10 protein-coding genes and 1 pseudogene are annotated in these 16,953 nt (G+C 65.8%); 6 read left to right on the forward strand and 5 right to left on the reverse strand.

Annotated elements, in window-relative coordinates; all coding sequences use genetic code 11:
- Positions 1-120: 120 nt before the first annotated feature.
- The 3 genes and pseudogenes from S58_RS02945 to S58_RS02955 all read left to right on the forward strand — a co-directional run bounded on the left by S58_RS02945 (position 121) and on the right by S58_RS02955 (position 5,446).
- Positions 121-1,716 (forward strand): AMP-binding protein, encoded by a 1,596-nt coding sequence (locus S58_RS02945; protein ID WP_015663749.1) that lies wholly within the window; start codon positions 121-123, stop codon positions 1,714-1,716.
- 140 nt (positions 1,717-1,856) lie between these two features.
- Positions 1,857-3,473: pseudogene (locus S58_RS02950) on the forward strand (acyl-CoA carboxylase subunit beta).
- Positions 3,474-3,490: 17 nt separating this feature from the next.
- Positions 3,491-5,446: an acetyl/propionyl/methylcrotonyl-CoA carboxylase subunit alpha gene (locus S58_RS02955; RefSeq protein WP_015663752.1), complete on the forward strand. Its 1,956-nt coding sequence runs from the start codon at positions 3,491-3,493 to the stop codon at positions 5,444-5,446.
- 392 nt (positions 5,447-5,838) lie between these two features.
- Here the strand turns inward: S58_RS02955 and S58_RS02960 are convergent, their stop codons facing one another.
- The 5 genes from S58_RS02960 to S58_RS02980 form a co-directional block, all read right to left on the reverse strand.
- A complete protein-coding gene (locus tag S58_RS02960; protein ID WP_015663753.1) occupies positions 5,839-6,201 on the reverse strand; it encodes a response regulator in 363 nt (120 codons plus the stop codon).
- A complete protein-coding gene (locus S58_RS02965) occupies positions 6,188-7,570 on the reverse strand; it encodes a sensor histidine kinase (protein WP_015663754.1) in 1,383 nt (460 codons plus the stop codon). The genes S58_RS02960 and S58_RS02965 overlap by 14 nt, the downstream gene beginning before the upstream one ends.
- A 345-nt stretch (positions 7,571-7,915) precedes the next feature.
- Positions 7,916-8,221, reverse strand: coding sequence for a c-type cytochrome (locus tag S58_RS02970; RefSeq protein ID WP_015663755.1), 306 nt, complete (start codon positions 8,219-8,221; stop codon positions 7,916-7,918).
- A gap of 11 nt (positions 8,222-8,232) precedes the next feature.
- Entirely contained in the window at positions 8,233-8,982 is a 750-nt protein-coding gene (locus S58_RS02975; protein ID WP_042338617.1) for a CBS domain-containing protein, read from the reverse strand.
- Positions 8,983-9,084: 102 nt separating this feature from the next.
- Entirely contained in the window at positions 9,085-10,635 is a 1,551-nt protein-coding gene (locus S58_RS02980; RefSeq protein ID WP_015663757.1) for an AMP-binding protein, read from the reverse strand.
- Positions 10,636-11,181: 546 nt separating this feature from the next.
- Between S58_RS02980 and S58_RS02985 the strand changes: the two genes are divergently transcribed.
- The 3 genes from S58_RS02985 (at position 11,182) to S58_RS02995 (ending at position 16,911) form a co-directional block, all read left to right on the forward strand.
- Positions 11,182-12,405 (forward strand): efflux RND transporter periplasmic adaptor subunit, encoded by a 1,224-nt coding sequence (locus S58_RS02985; protein WP_015663758.1) that lies wholly within the window; start codon positions 11,182-11,184, stop codon positions 12,403-12,405.
- On the forward strand, positions 12,402-15,554 hold the full coding sequence (locus S58_RS02990) for an efflux RND transporter permease subunit (protein ID WP_015663759.1): 3,153 nt from the start codon (positions 12,402-12,404) through the stop codon (positions 15,552-15,554). Before S58_RS02985 ends, S58_RS02990 begins: the two co-directional genes overlap by 4 nt.
- 169 nt (positions 15,555-15,723) lie before the next feature.
- Positions 15,724-16,911 (forward strand): ABC transporter substrate-binding protein, encoded by a 1,188-nt coding sequence (locus S58_RS02995; protein ID WP_015663760.1) that lies wholly within the window; start codon positions 15,724-15,726, stop codon positions 16,909-16,911.
- The last annotated feature ends 42 nt before the right edge of the window (positions 16,912-16,953 follow it).

Here is a 16,953-nt window from a genome sequence, read left to right on the forward strand (position 1 = left end):
ACATGCACCGTCATTGCGAGGAGCGAAGCGACGAAGCAATCCAGAGTCGCGCACTCGGCCCTGGATTGCTTCGTCGCCTTCGGCTCCTCGCAATGACGCGGATGGGGAAGGAGTCAATCAATGACCAATCTCGACGCCACCGGCGGCGTATCCGGCCCCGGCCGCATCGGCAGGGTCGCCATCGGCGATCTCTTGAAGCGCGCCGCGCGGCGCTTTCCGGAGCGTGTCGCGATCACCGATGGCTCCCGCCAGGTCACCTTCATTGAGCTGGAGCGCGATGCCAACCGGTTCGCGAACACTCTCGTCGCCAAGGGGCTGAAGCCGGGCGAGAAGATCTCGACCGTCTGCAACAATTCGATCGAGTTCGTCAAAGCGCTGTTCGGTATCCACCGTGCCGGCCTGGTCTGGGTTCCGATCAACACCATGCTCGGCCCGGTCGACATGGACTACATCCTCGGCCATGCCGAGGTCCGCTTCGCCATCATCGATGACAATCTGTACGGTCAGCCCGAGCGGCGTGCGGCGCTGGAGCAGCGCGGCGTCGAGCTGATCGCGGTCGATCTCGCCGGCACGGCGAAGGCGGCGGGGCTCGCCAGCTTTAACGACCTGATCCAGGGCCAATCAGAGATCGAACCCGAGATCGAGATCAACGATCGCGATCTCGCGATGATCATCTACACCTCCGGCACCACGTCGCGGCCGAAGGGCGCGATGCATTGCCATCTCGCGGTCGTCATGGCCGTGATGAGCAACTGCATCGAGATGCAGCTGTCGCGCGACGACGGCATCACCGGGCAGTTCCCGCTGTTCCACTGCGCCGGCCACGTGCTGCTGCTCAGCTATCTCTCGGTCGGCGGTCGCATGGCGCTGATGCGCGGCTTCGATCCGGTCGCCTGCATGGCCGCGATCGTGCGCGACCGGCTCACCGTGTTCGTCGGCCTGCCGCTGATGTACCAGGCGATCCTCGATCACCCGCGCCGCAAGGAGTTCGACCTTTCCCACTTGCGCGCCTGTCTCTATACGATGGCGCCGATGGGCCGGCCGCTGCTGGAGCGGGCCATCAAGGAGCTGTGCCCGAACTTCGTGCTGACCAGCGGCCAGACCGAGATGTATCCGGCAACGACGATGTCGCGTCCCGAGGTGCAGCTGAATCGCTTTGGCAATTACTGGGGTGAGTCGCTGTTCGTCAACGAGACCGCGATCATGGACGATGCCGGCAACCTTCTGCCGCCGGGCGAGATTGGTGAGCTGGTGCATCGCGGTCCGAACGTGATGATGGGCTACTACAAGGATCCGAAGTCGACGGAGGACGCGCGAAAATTCGGCTGGCATCACACCGGCGATCTCGCGGTCATCGACAAGGGCGAGGTGCTGTTTCTCGACCGCAAGAAGGACATGATCAAGTCCGGCGGCGAGAACGTCGCCTCGGTCAAGATCGAGGAGACCCTGCTGGCGCATCCGGCGGTGCAGAACGCCGCCGTGGTCGGCCTGCCGCATCCGCAATGGGGCGAGGCGGTCTCGGCCTTCGTCAAGCTCAAGCCGGGCGCGCAGGCCAGTGAGACCGAGCTGCTCGAACATTGCCGCAAGTCGCTCGGCGGCTTCCAGGTGCCGAAGCTGGTGCGCGTGCTCGAGGAGATGCCGATGACCGCCACCGGCAAGCTGCGCAAGGTCGAGCTGCGCCAGGCCTATGGCGAGCATTTCGCGAAGAGCGCGTGAGCTGTATCAACGACTTCCGCCGTCATTCCGGGATGGCCCGAAGGGCCAGGCCCGGAATCCATAACCACCATCGGGAGTATGGATTCCGGGCTCGCGCTCCGCGCGCCCCGGAATGACGACCAAAAGAGAGAACTCGTTTCGTGGCTGTGATCGACAACACCATCTCTCCCACCGGCGCCGCCTTTCAGGCTAATCGCGACGGCATGCTCGGGCTGATCGCGCGGATGCGCGATCTCGAGGCGCGGACGCGCAATGCCTCGGCCGCTGCGAAGGACCGCTTTCATCAGCGCGGCCAGCTGCTGCCGCGCGAGCGCGTGGCGCTGGTGCTCGATCCCGGGGCGCCGTTCCTGGAGCTGTCGACGCTTGCCGGTTACATGTTCGATTCGCCGGACCCTGCGAAGAGCGTGCCGGGCGGCGGCGTGGTGGCAGGTATCGGCTTCGTCGCCGGCGTACGCTGCATGGTGTCGGCCAATGATTCCGGCATCGATGCCGGCGCGCTGCAGCCTTACGGCCTCGACAAGACCCTGCGCGTGCAGGAGCTGGCGCTGGAGAACAAGCTGCCTTACGTGCAGCTGGTCGAGAGCGCCGGCGCCAATCTCTTGCGCTACCGCGTCGAGGATTTCGTGCGCGGCGGCAACATCTTTCGCAATCTGGCGCGGCTGTCGGCGGCGGGCCTTCCTGTCGTGACGGTCACGCACGGCTCGTCGACTGCGGGCGGTGCCTATCAGACCGGCCTGTCCGACTACATCGTCATGGTGCGCGGCCGCACCCGTGCGTTCCTCGCCGGGCCGCCGCTGCTCAAGGCCGCGACCGGTGAGATCGCCACCGAGGAGGAGCTCGGGGGCGCCGAGATGCACACAGCGATCTCCGGGCTCGGTGACTATCTCGCCGAGGACGATCGCGATGCGTTGCGCATCGCGCGCGAGATCATGGGCAAGCTGAACTGGGACCGGGCGTCGCACGACGTATCACCGGCGAAGCCGCCGCGCTACGACTAGGAGGAACTGCTCGGCATCATGCCGCTCGACCACAAGCGCCCGGTCGACATGCGTCAGGTGATCGCGCGCATCGTCGACGACAGCGACTTCGTCGAGATGTCGCCGAACTATGGCCCGGCCACATTGTGCGGCCATGCCCGCATCGACGGCCAGGCGATCGGCATCGTCACCAACAATGGCCCGCTCGATCCGGCGGGCGCCAACAAGGCGACGCATTTCATCCAGGCCTGCTGCCAGACGCGGACGCCGATCCTCTATCTCAACAATACCACCGGCTACATGGTCGGCCGCGCCTATGAGGAGGCCGGCATGATCAAGCACGGCTCCAAGATGATCCAGGCGGTGACCTCGGCAACGGTGCCGCAGATCACGATCTATTGCGGCGCCTCGTTCGGCGCCGGCAATTACGGCATGTGCGGCCGCGGCTTCCATCCGCGCTTCTGCTTCTCCTGGCCCAACGCCAAGACGGCCGTCATGGGCGGCGAGCAGGCCGCCGAGACGATGGCGATCGTGACCGAGGCGGCGGCCGCGCGCCGCGGCAAGCCGGTCGAGCGCGACAAGCTTGAGGCGATGAAGGCGCAGATCATCGGCGTGTTCGACGGCCAGATGGACGTGTTCGCGACCTCGGCGCGCGTGCTCGACGACGGCGTGATCGATCCGCGCGACACCCGCGCGGTGCTGTCGGAGGTGCTGGCCATCTGCCGCGAGGCGGAGGCGCGGCAGCCGCAGCGCATGCAATTCTCGGTGGCCCGGCCATGAGCGGAGGGAGCGAGAAGATGCCGCGCAGGCCGTTCCACAAGGTGCTGATCGCCAACCGTGGCGAGATCGCGCTGCGGGTCATGCGTACCGCGCGTCGGCTCGGCCATGGCGTAGTCGCGGTCTATTCGGATGCCGATCACGATGCGCCGCATGTGCGGTTGGCCGATCAGGCCGTCCGCATCGGCGCGCCGCCGCCGGCGCAATCCTACCTGAACATCGCAGCGATCCTCGCCGCGGCAAAGGCGACCGACGCCGATGCCGTGCATCCCGGCTACGGCTTTCTCGCCGAGAACGGGGATTTCGCCGCCGCCTGCAAGGAGGCGGGACTGGTGTTCGTTGGACCATCGCCTGATGCGATCGCGGCGATGGGCAACAAGGCCGGCGCCAAGGCGATCATGCAGCGCGCCGGCGTGCCCTGCGTGCCCGGCTATCAAGGTGACGACCAAAGCGACGAGGCGATGCTGCGCGAGGCCAGGCGCATCGGCTTCCCCGTGATGATCAAGGCAGTCGCCGGTGGCGGTGGCCGCGGCATGCGGCTGGTGAGCGATGCGGACGCCTTTCCCGATCTGCTGCGCAGCGCGCGCTCGGAAGCAGCGGCGGCATTCGGCGACGGCACCGTCATCCTGGAGAAGGCGATCGCCAATCCGCGCCATATCGAGATCCAGGTGTTCGGCGATGCCTTCGGCAACGCGGTTCATCTCGGCGAGCGCGACTGCTCGGTGCAGCGGCGGCATCAGAAGCTGATCGAGGAGGCGCCGTCACCGGCGGTCGGGCCGGAGCTGCGCGCGCGCATGGGCGAGGTGGCGGTGCAGGCCGTAAAGGCGCTCGGCTATGAGGGCGCCGGCACGCTGGAGTTCCTGCTCGATGCCGACGGCCAGTTCTACTTCATGGAGATGAACACGCGGCTGCAGGTCGAGCATCCGGTCACCGAGGCGCTCACCGGTCTCGACCTCGTCGAGTGGCAATTGCGCGTGGCTGCCGGTGAGCCGCTGCCGCTCATTCAGGAGCAGATCAACTTCTCCGGCCATGCCATCGAGGTGCGGCTGTGCTCGGAGGATGCCGCGCACGACTTCATGCCGCAGTCTGGGCGGATGGCGCTGTGGCAGATGCCGGAGACGATCCGCGTCGAGCATGCGCTGGAATCCGGTGCGGAGATTCCTCCCTACTACGATTCGATGATTGCCAAGCTGATCAGCCACGGTGCGACCCGTGAGGAGGCGCGGACAAAACTGATCGCCGGACTCGAGCAGGCCGCGGCGCTGGGCGTTGCGACCAACCAGTCCTTCCTGATCTCCTGTCTGCGCCATCCGGCTTTCGCTGCGGGCAAGGCGACCACCGCTTTCATTGCGGCATATCGTGACGAGCTGCGTGCGCCGGCCGTCGATGCGGCCGACCTTGAGCTCGCCGCGTTGTTGCTCTCCGTCAGCCATCCGCACGCGCATCCCGTTCGCAGCGGCCGTTCGCTGGCGGCAGCCTTTGCGACGCCGCTCCGGTTCGAGATCGGCGGCGAGGTCCGGGAGTGCGAGCTCTGGCGCGAGCGCGACGGGCTCTACCGCGTGACGCAGGATGGCGCCGAGCATCGCTATGAGATCGTTTCGCTCGTCAATGACGCGATCCGCTTTCGTCGCGCCGACATCGTCGACGGCGCGCGCTTCGTCCGTGACGGCGATCGGCTGTTCGTGCAGCATCGCAGCCAGACGCTGGCAGTGCATGATCTGACGCTGGCGAGGCCGCAATCCTCGGCCGCTGCCGGCGGTGATGGCAAGGTACGCGCGGCGTTGAACGGCCGCGTTGTCGCGGTGCTGGTGAAGCCGGGTGATCGCGTCGAACTGGGGCAGCCGGTGGTGACGCTCGAGGCGATGAAGATGGAGCACGTTCATACGGCCGGGATTGCCGGGACGGTGGCCGCGATCGAGGTGGCCGAGGGTGATCAGGTGACGACGGGGCGGATTGTGGTGGAGATTGCGGGGTGATAGTTGGGCCGGGGAGCTGAGTTGCGGGGAGATCTGCGACGAAGCCGATGCTGCCAGGACGCCGCAGCGAGCTTCGCTGGCGTCCCTCCTCGTGGCGCGTGCGAGCTGACATCTTGCGGCTTGCTCGGTGCACCTCGCCCCGCTTGCGGGGAGAGGTCGGATTGCATCGAAGATGCAATCCGGGTGAGGGGGTACAGGTCTCACCATGCGCACTTCCCGCGGCTGCCCCTCACCCCAACCCTCTCCCCGTAAGAACGGGGAGAGGGAGTTTACCGTCCGAGCCGCGATGGCCCGCTTCTCGTCCTTGCCTGTTTCTCGTCTCTCGCCGTCTACAAACTAATTTGCCGCCTGGAACAGCGACGAGCGAGACGCGCGCTCTTATGGCCGCGCCATCACTCATGCAACTGCCGCCTCAGCGCGGCCACCAGGCGCGATGTCTGGAATGGCTTCGACAGCAGCGGGGCCCTGGCGAATTCTTCCGGGCATTGGTCGACGGAATAGCCGGTGACGGCGACGAAGGGCACCCCGGCGGCGACCAAAGCGCGTGCGATGGGCGCCGAGGTTTCCTGTCCGAGATTGACGTCGAGCACGGCAAGGTCGCAATGATGCCGCTCCAGCAGAGAGAGCGCTTTGTCCACGGTCGGGGCAACGCCAACCACCGTGAATCCGGCGGCTTCGAGTTCGACCGCAAGGTCGAAGCCGATCATCGGATCGTCCTCGACGATCAGGACATGAGTCGGTTCATCGGCGCGCATGGTGACCGCCGCGGCTGAGACGTTGCAGTGGGCAGCTCAGGTGCCAGCGCAATCCGGTCGGCAGGAACTGAACCTCGACCATTCCATCGAGGCCGGCCCGCACCATGTCCGAAATCACGCGGCTGCCGAATCCGACGTGCTCCGGCGGGGCGACCTCCGGGCCGCCGCTTTCGACCCACGTCATATCGAAGCTGCCGTCGGTGCACGTCCAGCCGACGGCGATCCGTCCACCGTCGTTCGACAGCGCACCATATTTGGCCGCGTTGGTCGCGAGCTCGTGGACGGCCATGCCGATGGACTGCGCTGCCTCAGGCGTCAGTTCGATCTGCGGGCCGTCGATCGCGATGCGGTTGCCGATCAGATCGCTGAATGCGCCAAGCTGCGAGCGGACGAGGCCGCCGAGCGGGATGAAGCGCCAGTCGTTCTGTATCAGGAGATCCTGATTGCTCGCGATCGCCTGCAGGCGCTCCAGGAAGCGGTTGAGGTCGAGTTGCCGGCCATGGCGGGTCATCTGCCGCGCGATCGCCTGCACCAGGGACAGCAGGTTCTTGCTGCGGTGGTTCACCTCGGCGAGCAAAGTGCGCAGCTGTTCCCGGGTCTGGCGCTTGTCGGTGATGTCGCGCACGATCTTGGACGCGCCGATGATGCGGCCGGCGGAATCGCGAACCGGCGAGACCGTGACCGAGACGTCGATCAGCGCGCCATCCTTGCGCAGCCGGACGGTCTCGAAATTGTCGATCATCGCGCCGGACACGACGGTGGCGAGGATACGGTCCTCCTCGGCCTGACGCTCCTGCGGGATGATCGTGCGGATCGAGCGGTTGATCATCTCGTCTTCGGTAAAGCCGAAGATGCGCTCGGCGCTCTTGTTCCAGCTGGTGATGGTGCCGTCCAGCGTCTTGCTGACGACGCCGTCGGAGGACGAGGCGACGATGGCCGCGAGCATCGCGGCGCCGCGCTCGGCCTTCTTTGTCAAGGTGACGTCGCGGATGATGGCCGAGATCGCGACGATCGCACCTTGCGGGTCGCGAACCGGTGAGAACGTGATCGAGACCTCGATCGGACGGCCCTGCTTGGTAAGCCGCATCGTTTCGAAGCTCTCGATGGATTCGCCCATGCTGACCCGGGCGCGAATGGCGCGTGCGCCTTCCGACAGATCGGGAGGAATGATGTCGTACACCGACCGCCCGATCATTTCGGCCGCGGTGAAACCCAGCATCCGTTCGCAGGCGGCATTCCAGCTGCGGATCGCACCGTCGGTGGTCGTGCTCAGGATGGCGTCGGCAGACGAGTCCACGATGGCGGCCAGATAGGCCGTATCGTCGTCGGTCGGACGTGAGGCGGGGGAGGCGCCGGGCATTCCGTGCACGTCGCAGGCTCCTTGCTAGCAGGTCGACGGAGAAGACGCCGCGCGCCCGATTACCAACTTGTTCGTGTACGAATGCAAGGGCTATCTCGTTCGCTGCTTGTTGTTGGTTTTCCGGGCAACGAGGACGGCGAGCTTTGCCGTCAGCAGACCACCTCGGGTCATGCGACGTGTTCCAGCTCACGACGGCGAATACATGGAACGCCCAATTGACAGTTTTGTTCCAGGGGATCCGGCTGAAAAGCCGGTGAGGTCTCCGCGCTGCGGGCCGCACCGCTGCAGTTCCGGCCGCCGGGACCGCCTGCCCGGTCCGCCTACACTCGGCACACCGCCGGATGCGACGGAAGACTATTTCCTGAGGCTGAGGATATAGCCTGCCAGATCGGCCGCATCGGTTGCACTGAGCGGGTTGTTGGCCATGGTCGCGTGGGGAAGCAGGAGGAACTTGACCAGCATCTCCTTGGTCACGCTCTCCCTGGATGCAATCGCGACGAAGGGCCGGGCGCGGCGAAACTTGGTTGGCTCCGTGGCGACGGCGTGGCACGCGGCGCACCAGCGCTCGGCGAGCTGGCGTCCGTGGGCGAGATCGTCCGCTGCCACCGGGGCCGAGAGCAGGATCAGCAGCGGCATCGATAGCGCGGTTGCACGGCGCACGGAGGCGCTCCTCACAGCGGCTGGTCGTCGTCGGTCGACGGCTGGTCCTGCAGCGAGACGATGTCGCCGCCGCCGAACTCGTCCTCCGGAGGCGGGTAGACCCACATGTGGTCGCGCACGTCCCTGACGCCCTCCACGCTCTTGGCCGCGGTCATCGCCGTGGTCCGCTCCTTCTCGTGGCGCACCGCGCCGGTGAGGTGCGCGATGCCGTTGCGGACAACGACGTTGAAGCGGCAATGCTTGCAGGCGGCCTGATCGAGAGCATTGAGAATGGCGCTGCGCAGCCCGTCATCGTCGGGGGTGGGGCCCGGGACGGCGGTCGCGAGATCGGCCACGGTCTGCACGAAATCGGTATGCGTCACCATGCCGGCCAGCCGGTCGCCGCTCACGACCGGCAGACGCTTGATGTTGCGCTTCTCCATCGCTTCCGCAATCTCAGCCAAGCTGGCATCGGTGCTGACGGTGACGGGAGGCCGGCTCATGATGTCGCCGACGGTGCGGCCGTGGGAATGGACGAAGTCGGCGCCGATATGGCCGCGTCCGACCAGGAGATCGAGCCAGCGGCCCTGCCTGCGTTCGGTGCCGAGTTCGGCGCGGCGCAGGAAGTCGCCGTCCGTGACGATGCCGACGAGCCGGCCGGAGGCGTCGACCACCGGCAGGCCGCCGATATGGTTGCGCAGCATGATCCGCGCCGCCTCGGCCACCGGGGTTCCCGGCGTCACCGTGATCACCGATCTCGTCATGATTTGATGAGCGCGCATGTCATCGTCTCGCAAAATCGCTGCGGCCGCAATCAACGAAGAATAGCCCCGTCGCCCAGCCTGCGCTTGATAAGGATCAACGCCTGGCCACGCTCTCGGCGCCTACACGATTCGCGAGGTCTTGTTGCCCCAATAGCGGTCGCGCAGCAGGCGCTTGTAGAGCTTGCCGGTCGGCAGCCGCGGCAGCTCCTTTTCGAAATCAATCGAGCGCGGCACCTTCTGCCGCGACAGCGATTGCCGGCAGAACGCGATCAGCTCCTCCTCCAGCGCAGGTCCCGGCATGATGCCCGGCATCGGCTGGATCACTGCTTTCACCTCCTCGCCGAGATCGGGATTGGGTACGCCGAACACGGCGGCGTCGGCGACCTTCGGGTGGGTGATCAGGAGGTTCTCGCATTCCTGTGGATAGATGTTCACGCCGCCGGAGATGATCATGAAGGTGGCGCGGTCGGTGAGGTAGAGATAGCCGTCGGCATCGACATAGCCGACGTCGCCGACCGTGCTCATCGTGCCGTCGGCCGAGCGCGCCTCCTTGGTGCGATCGGGATCGTTGAAATATTCGAACGGCGAGCCCGTCTTGAACCACACCGTGCCGGCGGTTCCGACCGGGCACGGCTGCATGGTGTCATCGAGGATGTGCAGGTCGCCGAACAGCACCTTGCCGACGGTGCCGCGATGCGCGAGCCATTGCTCGCTGTCGCAGGCAGTGAAGCCGAGACCTTCGGTGGCGCCATAATATTCGTGGATGATCGGCCCCCACCATCTGATCATGTCCTCCTTGACCTGTGCGGGGCAGGGCGCGGCGGCATGAATCGCGACCTCGAGCGAGGAGAGGTCGTAGCGGGTGCGGACCTCCTCGGGCAGCTTCAGCATGCGCGAGAACATTGTCGGCACCAGCTGGCTGTGGGTGATGCCCCATTGCTCGACGAGCTGGAGATAGCGCTCGGGATCGAAGGTCTCCATGATGATGACGGTGCCGCCGGAGCGAATGGCGAGGTTGACGGCGGCCTGCGGCGCCGAGTGATACAGCGGCGCCGGCGACAGATAGATCATGCCCTCGCGACAGCGCCACAGTCTCTCCAGGAAATCGAAGATCGGAAGCTGCTGCACCGGCGGCTGCTCCGGCAGCGGCCGCAGGATGCCCTTCGGCCGGCCCGTGGTGCCGGAGGAATACAGCATCGCGGTGCCGACGCTCTCGTCGGCGATCGGCGTCGCCGGCAGGTTGGCGGTCACCTCGGCAAGGCCGACGATCCGCTCGCTCTCGCCTGCGCCATCGGCGACGATGCACAGCTCGATATTGGGCGCCTGCTTCAGCGCCTCGCGCGCGATGTCGAGCTTGGCGACCGAGGTGATCAGCAGCCGCGACTGGCTGTTGTTGAGGATGTAGGCGAGCTCGCCGGAGGTCAGATAGGAGTTCACGCAGGTGAAATAGAGCCCGGAGCGCTCGCCGGCGCCGCACGCCTCGAGGTAGCGGCTGTTGTTCTCCATGAAGATCGAATAGTGGTCGAGCCGCTTCAAGCCGTGCCGGCGAAACAAATGGGCCAACCGGTTGCTGCGCGCCTCGAGCTCGCGATAGGTCACGGCCTCGCCGGTCGAGGCCATGATAAAGGCGGGCTGCAGCGGGCGCAGCCGGGCGTGCTTGCCGGTGTACATGGCTGGTCCAATCTCCTACGCGACCGATCGAGGGATTGCGGGAAAAACCTCGGTCCCGGCCAGCCTGGCAAGCACGCAGCCGCGTGTCGCGTCGAATACGCCACGCCCTCTTTGCACGCTTGGTCCCTCCCGGACGGACCTGGTCCGCACGATTTGGTCTGTATTTGTTTGAGGTCGAATGTAACGGAGCAAATCGGGGCCGTCATGTCCGAAATTCTCAGCCGTACGGGCGGCCGTCGCGCTTTTCTGCAGCGCAAAATCGGCGCGTCCCGCTGCGCCATTGCGCTGGCGAGGCATGACATGCGTCATCCTCTGACCTCCAGCTCCTCCCTGGCCGGATGACCGAGATGATCCGGCCGCTGCCGAATTTGCCGGCAGTCGGCACGATTGTTTGTCTGTCACAACCTCGGCATGTGTGAGATGGTAATAGCGTGCCGGTAGTCGCCATCCGCATTTGAATGATGGCACACCGATCTCACCGACTGATGTGTTCGCATGCCTGTAGCCGATCGCCGCAAATCGTGGCCTGGTGCAAAGGAGACGACCTTGAGCGTGACCGATCCCGCAGCTTCTTCACGTCTCGCTTCGGATCTCGACATCCTCCCTGCGCGCGCGATCGGGGCCCTGCTCGCGCTGGCCTTGTCCAGCTGCAGCGAGAAGCCGCAGCAGGCTGCGGCACCGGCCGCTCCGCCGGTCACGGTGGCGCAGCCGACCAGGCGCACGGTCACCGATTGGGACGAGTACACCGGGCGCTTCGAGGCGGTCGAGGAAGTCCAGGTGCGCGCCCGGGTCGGGGGCTACGTCAACAGCGTCGAGTTCCGCGACGGCGCCATGGTCAAGACGGGCGACCTGCTCTATGTCATCGATCCCCGTCCGTTCGAGGCCGTTGCGACGCAGGCCGACGGCCAGCTGGCCGATGCCCGCGCGAAGGTCGAGCTGGCCAAGCGCGAGCTCGACCGCGCGTTGACCTTGACCTTGAACCAGACCGTCACCGAAGCCGTCGTCGACCAGCGCCGCCAGGCGCTGCAGGCGGCGCATGCGGCCGAGACGCAGGCCGACGGTGCATTGAAGGCGGCTCAGCTCAATGTCGAGTTCACGCACGTGGTGGCGCCGATCACGGGCCGTGTCAGCCGTCACCTCGTGACGCCCGGCAACCTCGTGCAAGGCAGCGACGCCGGCACATCGACGCTGCTCACCACGATCGTCTCGGTCGATCCCATCTACATCTATTTCGACGTCGACGAGGCGACCTATCTCAAGAACAACAGGCTGTGGTTCGAGGGCAAGCGGCCGAGCTCGCGGGACACGCCGAACCCGGTCGAGGTGGCGCTCTCGGGCGAGACCAAGCCGTCGCATGACGGCAAGATGGACTTCCTCGACAACAGGCTTGATCTCTCCACCGGCACGCTGCGCAGCCGCGCCGTGATTCCCAACAAGGATCTGTCGATCCTGCCCGGGCAGTTCGGTCGCGTGCGCCTGATCGGCAGCGCACCGTATGAGGCCCTGCTGCTGCCGGATACGGCCGTTGCCACCGACCAATCGCGCAAGATCGTGTTCGTGGTCAAGGAGGACGACACCGTCGAGGGCAGGCCTGTCGTGCTCGGTCCTCTCGACGACGGCCTGCGCGTGATCCGCGAAGGCCTCAAGGCCGAAGACCGGGTCATCGTCGACGGGCTGCAGCGCGCCCGTGTCGGCGCCAAGGTCAGTCCGCATCCCGCTGCCGCGCCGTCGGGCGGCAAGGCCGGTGACAAGCCCGGTGACAAGCCATGAATCTCGGCCGCCTCTCCATCAATCAGCCCATCCTGGCGATGGTGCTGTCGATCGTACTGCTGATCGTGGGCGCACTCGCCTATACGACCTTGCCGGTCTCGGAATATCCGCAAGTGGTGCCGCCGACGGTCGTCGTCACCACGCAATATCCCGGCGCCTCGGCGCAGACCGTCTCCGACACGGTCGCCGCTCCCATCGAGCAGGAGATCAACGGCGTCGACGACATGCTGTATCTCTACAGCCAGGCGACGTCGAACGGCCAGTTGAACATCACGGTGACCTTCAAGCTCGGTACCGATCTCGACAAGGCCCAGGTGCTGGTGCAGAACCGCGTCGCGATCGCGCAGCCGCGCCTGCCGGAAGAGGTGCAGCGCACCGGCGTCGTCACCCGCAAGAACAGCCCCGACCTGATGATGGTCGTATTCATGCTGTCGCCGGATGACACCTTTGATCAGACCTACATCTCGAACTACGCGCTGCTGCAGGTCCGCGACCAGCTGCTGCGGCTCGACGGGGTCGGCGACATCACGATCTTCGGCGCGCGCGACTATTCGATGCGGCTGTGGCTCGATCCCGACAAGATCGCCAATCTCGGCATGACCGCGGGCGACGTGCTGGCGGCGATCCGCTCCCAGAACCTCCAGATCACCGGCGGCCAGATCGCCGCGCCGCCGATCGCCGACCGCGCCTTCCAGCCCAACCTGACCTTCACCGGCCGGCTCAAGGATCCGCAGCAGTTCGAGGACATCATCGTCAAGGCCGGCAGCGACGGCCGGACCGTGCGGCTGCGCGACGTCGCCCGGATCGAGCTCGGTGCGCTGGACTTCTCCACCAACGGCTTCCTGCTCAGGAAGTCCGCGGTTGCGCTGCTGGTGTTCCAGCGTCCCGGCTCGAACGCGCTCGCCACCGCCAAGCGCATCTCCGATACCATGGCCGGCCTCAAGGCCAATTTCCCCAAGGGGCTCGACTACAATATCGGCTACAACCCGACCGAGTTCATCGCCCAGTCCGTCAGCGAGCTGGTGAAGACGATCTACGAGGCGATGGTGCTGGTCGTCATCGTGGTGCTGGTGTTTCTGCAGGGCTGGCGTCCGGCGATCATTCCCATCATCGCGATTCCAGTCTCGCTGGTCGGCACCTTCGCGGTGATGGCCGCGCTCGGCTTCTCGATCAACAATCTCACGCTGTTCGGCCTGGTGCTCGCGGTCGGCATCGTGGTCGACGACGCCATCGTCGTGGTCGAGAATGTCGAGCGGCATCTGGAGCACGGCCTGTCGCGGCGCGACGCCGCGCTCAAGACCATGGAAGAGGTCGGCGGCGCGCTGGTCTCGATCGCGCTGGTGCTGTGCGCCGTGTTCGTGCCGACGGCGTTCCTCGGCGGCATTTCCGGACAGTTCTTCCAGCAGTTCGCCGTCACCATCGCGGTTGCGACCGCGATCTCCTGCTTCTGTTCATTGACGCTGTCGCCGGCCCTGGCGTCGCAGCTGCTGCAGCCGCATCACGAAAGGCGGCCGCCGGCACGCTGGAATCTGCTCGCACGGGGGTGGGACGCATTCACCGGCGTGTTCAACCGGGTGTTCGATCGGCTGTCGCATGGCTATGCGCGTGCGGCGGGCTTCGTGATCCACCACGCGGCGCTGATGCTGCTAGTCTACGCCGTGTTGATCGGCAGCGCCGGCTGGCTGCTCTACACCACGCCGCAAGGCTTCATTCCGGCGCAGGACCGCGGCTACGTCATCGTCGCCGTGCAGCTGCCGGGCGCGGCGTCGCTGGCACGCACCACCGAGGTCGTGCGCAAGATCGAGAACATCGCGCTGGCGACGCCCGGCGTCGTGCGCGTGCCGGCGCTGGCGGGCCTGTCAGGCGCAACGCGTACGCAGTCCAGCAATTCCGCGGCGCTGTTCCCGGTGTTCGACGAGCCTGACGTCCGCGCCAGGAAAGGGCTGACGGCCAACGCCATCACCGCGGAGTTGCGCAAGCGGCTGGCCGTCATCGAGGAGGCCTTCATCATCGTGATCCCGCCACCGGCGGTCCCGGGGATCGGCACGGGCGGCGGCTTCACGATTCGGATCCAGGATCGCCAGGGCCGCGGCAGCGGTCTGCTGGCGGCCGCCACCGATGAACTGGTGGCAGCCGCGCGCAGGGCGCCGGGACTGACCGCAGTGTTTTCGCCCTACAGCGCCAATACGCCGCAGGTGTTCGTCGATATCGATCGGGTCAAGGCGCAGAAGCTCGGCGTTCCCATCGCCAACATCACCGAGACGATCGAAACCTATTTCGGCTCGGCCTATGTCAACGACTTCAACCTGTTCGGCCGCACCTACCACGTCACGGCGCAGGCCGACCTGCCGTTCCGCAAGGAGACGGCGGATCTCGCGCGCCTGCGCACGCGCAACGCTGCCGGGGACATGGTGCAGCTCGGCAGCGTGGTCGGGTTCAAGGATATCGCCGGACCCGATCGTGTCGCGCGCTACAATCTCTATCCCGCGTCGGAATTGCAGGGCGACACCTTGCCGGGGACCAGCTCGGCGACCGCGATCGACACCATGAAGCGGCTCGCGGACGAGACATTGCCGAGCGGTTTCGCCTATGAATGGACCGACCTGTCCTATCAGCAGGTGACCGGCGGCAACTCCGGGCTGTATGTCTTCCCGATCTGCGTGCTGTTCGTGTTCCTGGTGCTATCAGCGCAATATGGCAGCTGGAGCCTGCCTTTCGCCGTTCTCCTGATCGTGCCGATGTGCCTGCTCGCCGCGACGATCGGCGTGCGTCTCATGGGGCAGGACGTCAACATCCTGACCCAGATCGGCTTCGTGGTGCTGGTCGGGCTGGCGGCCAAGAATGCGATTCTGATCGTGGAATTCGCCCGCGACATCGAACGCGAGGGGCGCACGCGGCTCGATGCCGTGATCGAGGCCTGCCGCCTGCGGCTGCGGCCGATTCTGATGACGTCGTTCGCGTTCATCCTGGGTGTGTTGCCGCTGGTGGTCTCCACCGGCTCGGGCTCCGAGATGCGGCAAGCCGTCGGTGTCGCGGTGTTCTTCGGCATGCTCGGCGTGACATTGTTCGGCCTGATCTTCACGCCGATCTTCTACGTCGTGGTCCGCAACCTCGCCGACGGATCGAGACGGAACAAGCCGGCGCCCTAGCGTAGACGAGGAGGGACGCCGCGCTTTGCTCGGACCCGGCCCCTTAGCAAACATCGGCCGTCGGGAACCCTCGCGGGAAGGGATGGGCGCGGCCGGGGTTCTGGCATAACATGACCAGGCATTCCAAACCGAATGCCCCTCAAAACGAAGAAACTCTGGGAGACATCATATGAAATCGGGCTTGCTGGCTTTTGCAGCGGTTGGTGCGCTGCTGGTGGCTGCGCCGGCGTCGGCACAGGTCAAGATCGGCATCCTCAACGACCAGTCCGGCGTCTATGCCGACTACGGCGGCAAATATTCGGTCGAAGCCGCCAAGATGGCGATCGAGGATTTCGGCGGCGAGGTGCTGGGACAGAAGGTCGAAATGGTCACCGCCGACCATCAGAACAAGCCGGATCTCGCCTCGTCGATCGCGCGGCGCTGGTACGACACCGAGGGTGTCGACATGATCACCGAGCTGACGACCTCCTCGGTCGCGCTCGCGATCCAGGATCTGTCGAAGGAAAAGAAGAAGATCGACATCGTCGTCGGCGCCGCGACCTCGCGCATATCAGGCGATGCCTGCACGCCCTATGGCTTCCACTGGGCCTATGACACCCGCGCGCTCGCGGTGGGCACCGGCGGCGCGCTGGTCGAATCCGGCGGCGACACCTGGTTCTTCATGACCGCCGACTACGCCTTCGGCTACGCGCTTGAGAAGGACACCAGCGACATCGTGACGTCCAAGGGCGGCAAGGTGCTGGGCTCGGTGCGCATTCCGCTGAATTCGTCGGACTTCTCGTCCTTCCTGCTGCAGGCGCAGAGCTCCAAGGCCAAGGTCATCGGGCTCGCCAATGCCGGTCTCGACACCACCAACTCGATCAAGCAGGCGGCCGAGTTCGGCATCGTCAAGGGCGGCCAGAAGCTCGCCGGCCTGCTGATGACGCTGTCGGAGGTTCATGGCCTCGGCCTCGAAGCCGCGCAGGGTCTGATCCTGACCGAAGGCTTCTACTGGGATCACGACGACAAGGCCCGCGCCTTCAGCGAGCGCTTCATGAAGCGCACGGGACGCATGCCCAGCATGATCCACGCCGGCACCTATTCGGCGACGTTGTCCTATCTGAAGGCGGTCAAGGCCGCTGGCAGCAAGGATTCGGATGCCGTGGCGGCCAAGCTCAAGGAGCTGCCGGTCGACGACGCCTTCGCGCAAGGCAAGGTGCTCGCCAACGGCCGCATGGTCCACGACATGTATCTGTTCGAGGTCAAGAAGCCGTCGGAATCGAAGAAGCCGTGGGACTATTACAAGCAGCTCGCCACGGTGCCCGGCGACAAGGCGTTCTTCTCCGCCAAGGACAGCGGCTGCCCGCTGACGAAGTGATCGCGCCAAGATCGCTGTCGTCCCGGCGAGCGCCGGGACGAC

Source organism: Bradyrhizobium oligotrophicum S58, assembly GCF_000344805.1.
Classification (GTDB): domain Bacteria; phylum Pseudomonadota; class Alphaproteobacteria; order Rhizobiales; family Xanthobacteraceae; genus Bradyrhizobium; species Bradyrhizobium oligotrophicum.

What these genes read in the sequence shown, in the direction of transcription:
- S58_RS02945 (WP_015663749.1), top strand. Translation starts at nt 121, where the DNA reads ATGACCAATCTCGACGCCACCGGCGGCGTATCCGGCCCCGGCCGCATC.
- S58_RS02955 (WP_015663752.1), top strand. Translation starts at nt 3,491, where the DNA reads ATGCCGCGCAGGCCGTTCCACAAGGTGCTGATCGCCAACCGTGGCGAG.
- S58_RS02960 (WP_015663753.1), bottom strand. Translation starts at nt 6,201, where the DNA reads ATGCGCGCCGATGAACCGACTCATGTCCTGATCGTCGAGGACGATCCG.
- S58_RS02975 (WP_042338617.1), bottom strand. Translation starts at nt 8,982, where the DNA reads ATGCGCGCTCATCAAATCATGACGAGATCGGTGATCACGGTGACGCCG.
- S58_RS02980 (WP_015663757.1), bottom strand. Translation starts at nt 10,635, where the DNA reads ATGTACACCGGCAAGCACGCCCGGCTGCGCCCGCTGCAGCCCGCCTTT.
- S58_RS02990 (WP_015663759.1), top strand. Translation starts at nt 12,402, where the DNA reads ATGAATCTCGGCCGCCTCTCCATCAATCAGCCCATCCTGGCGATGGTG.
- S58_RS02995 (WP_015663760.1), top strand. Translation starts at nt 15,724, where the DNA reads ATGAAATCGGGCTTGCTGGCTTTTGCAGCGGTTGGTGCGCTGCTGGTG.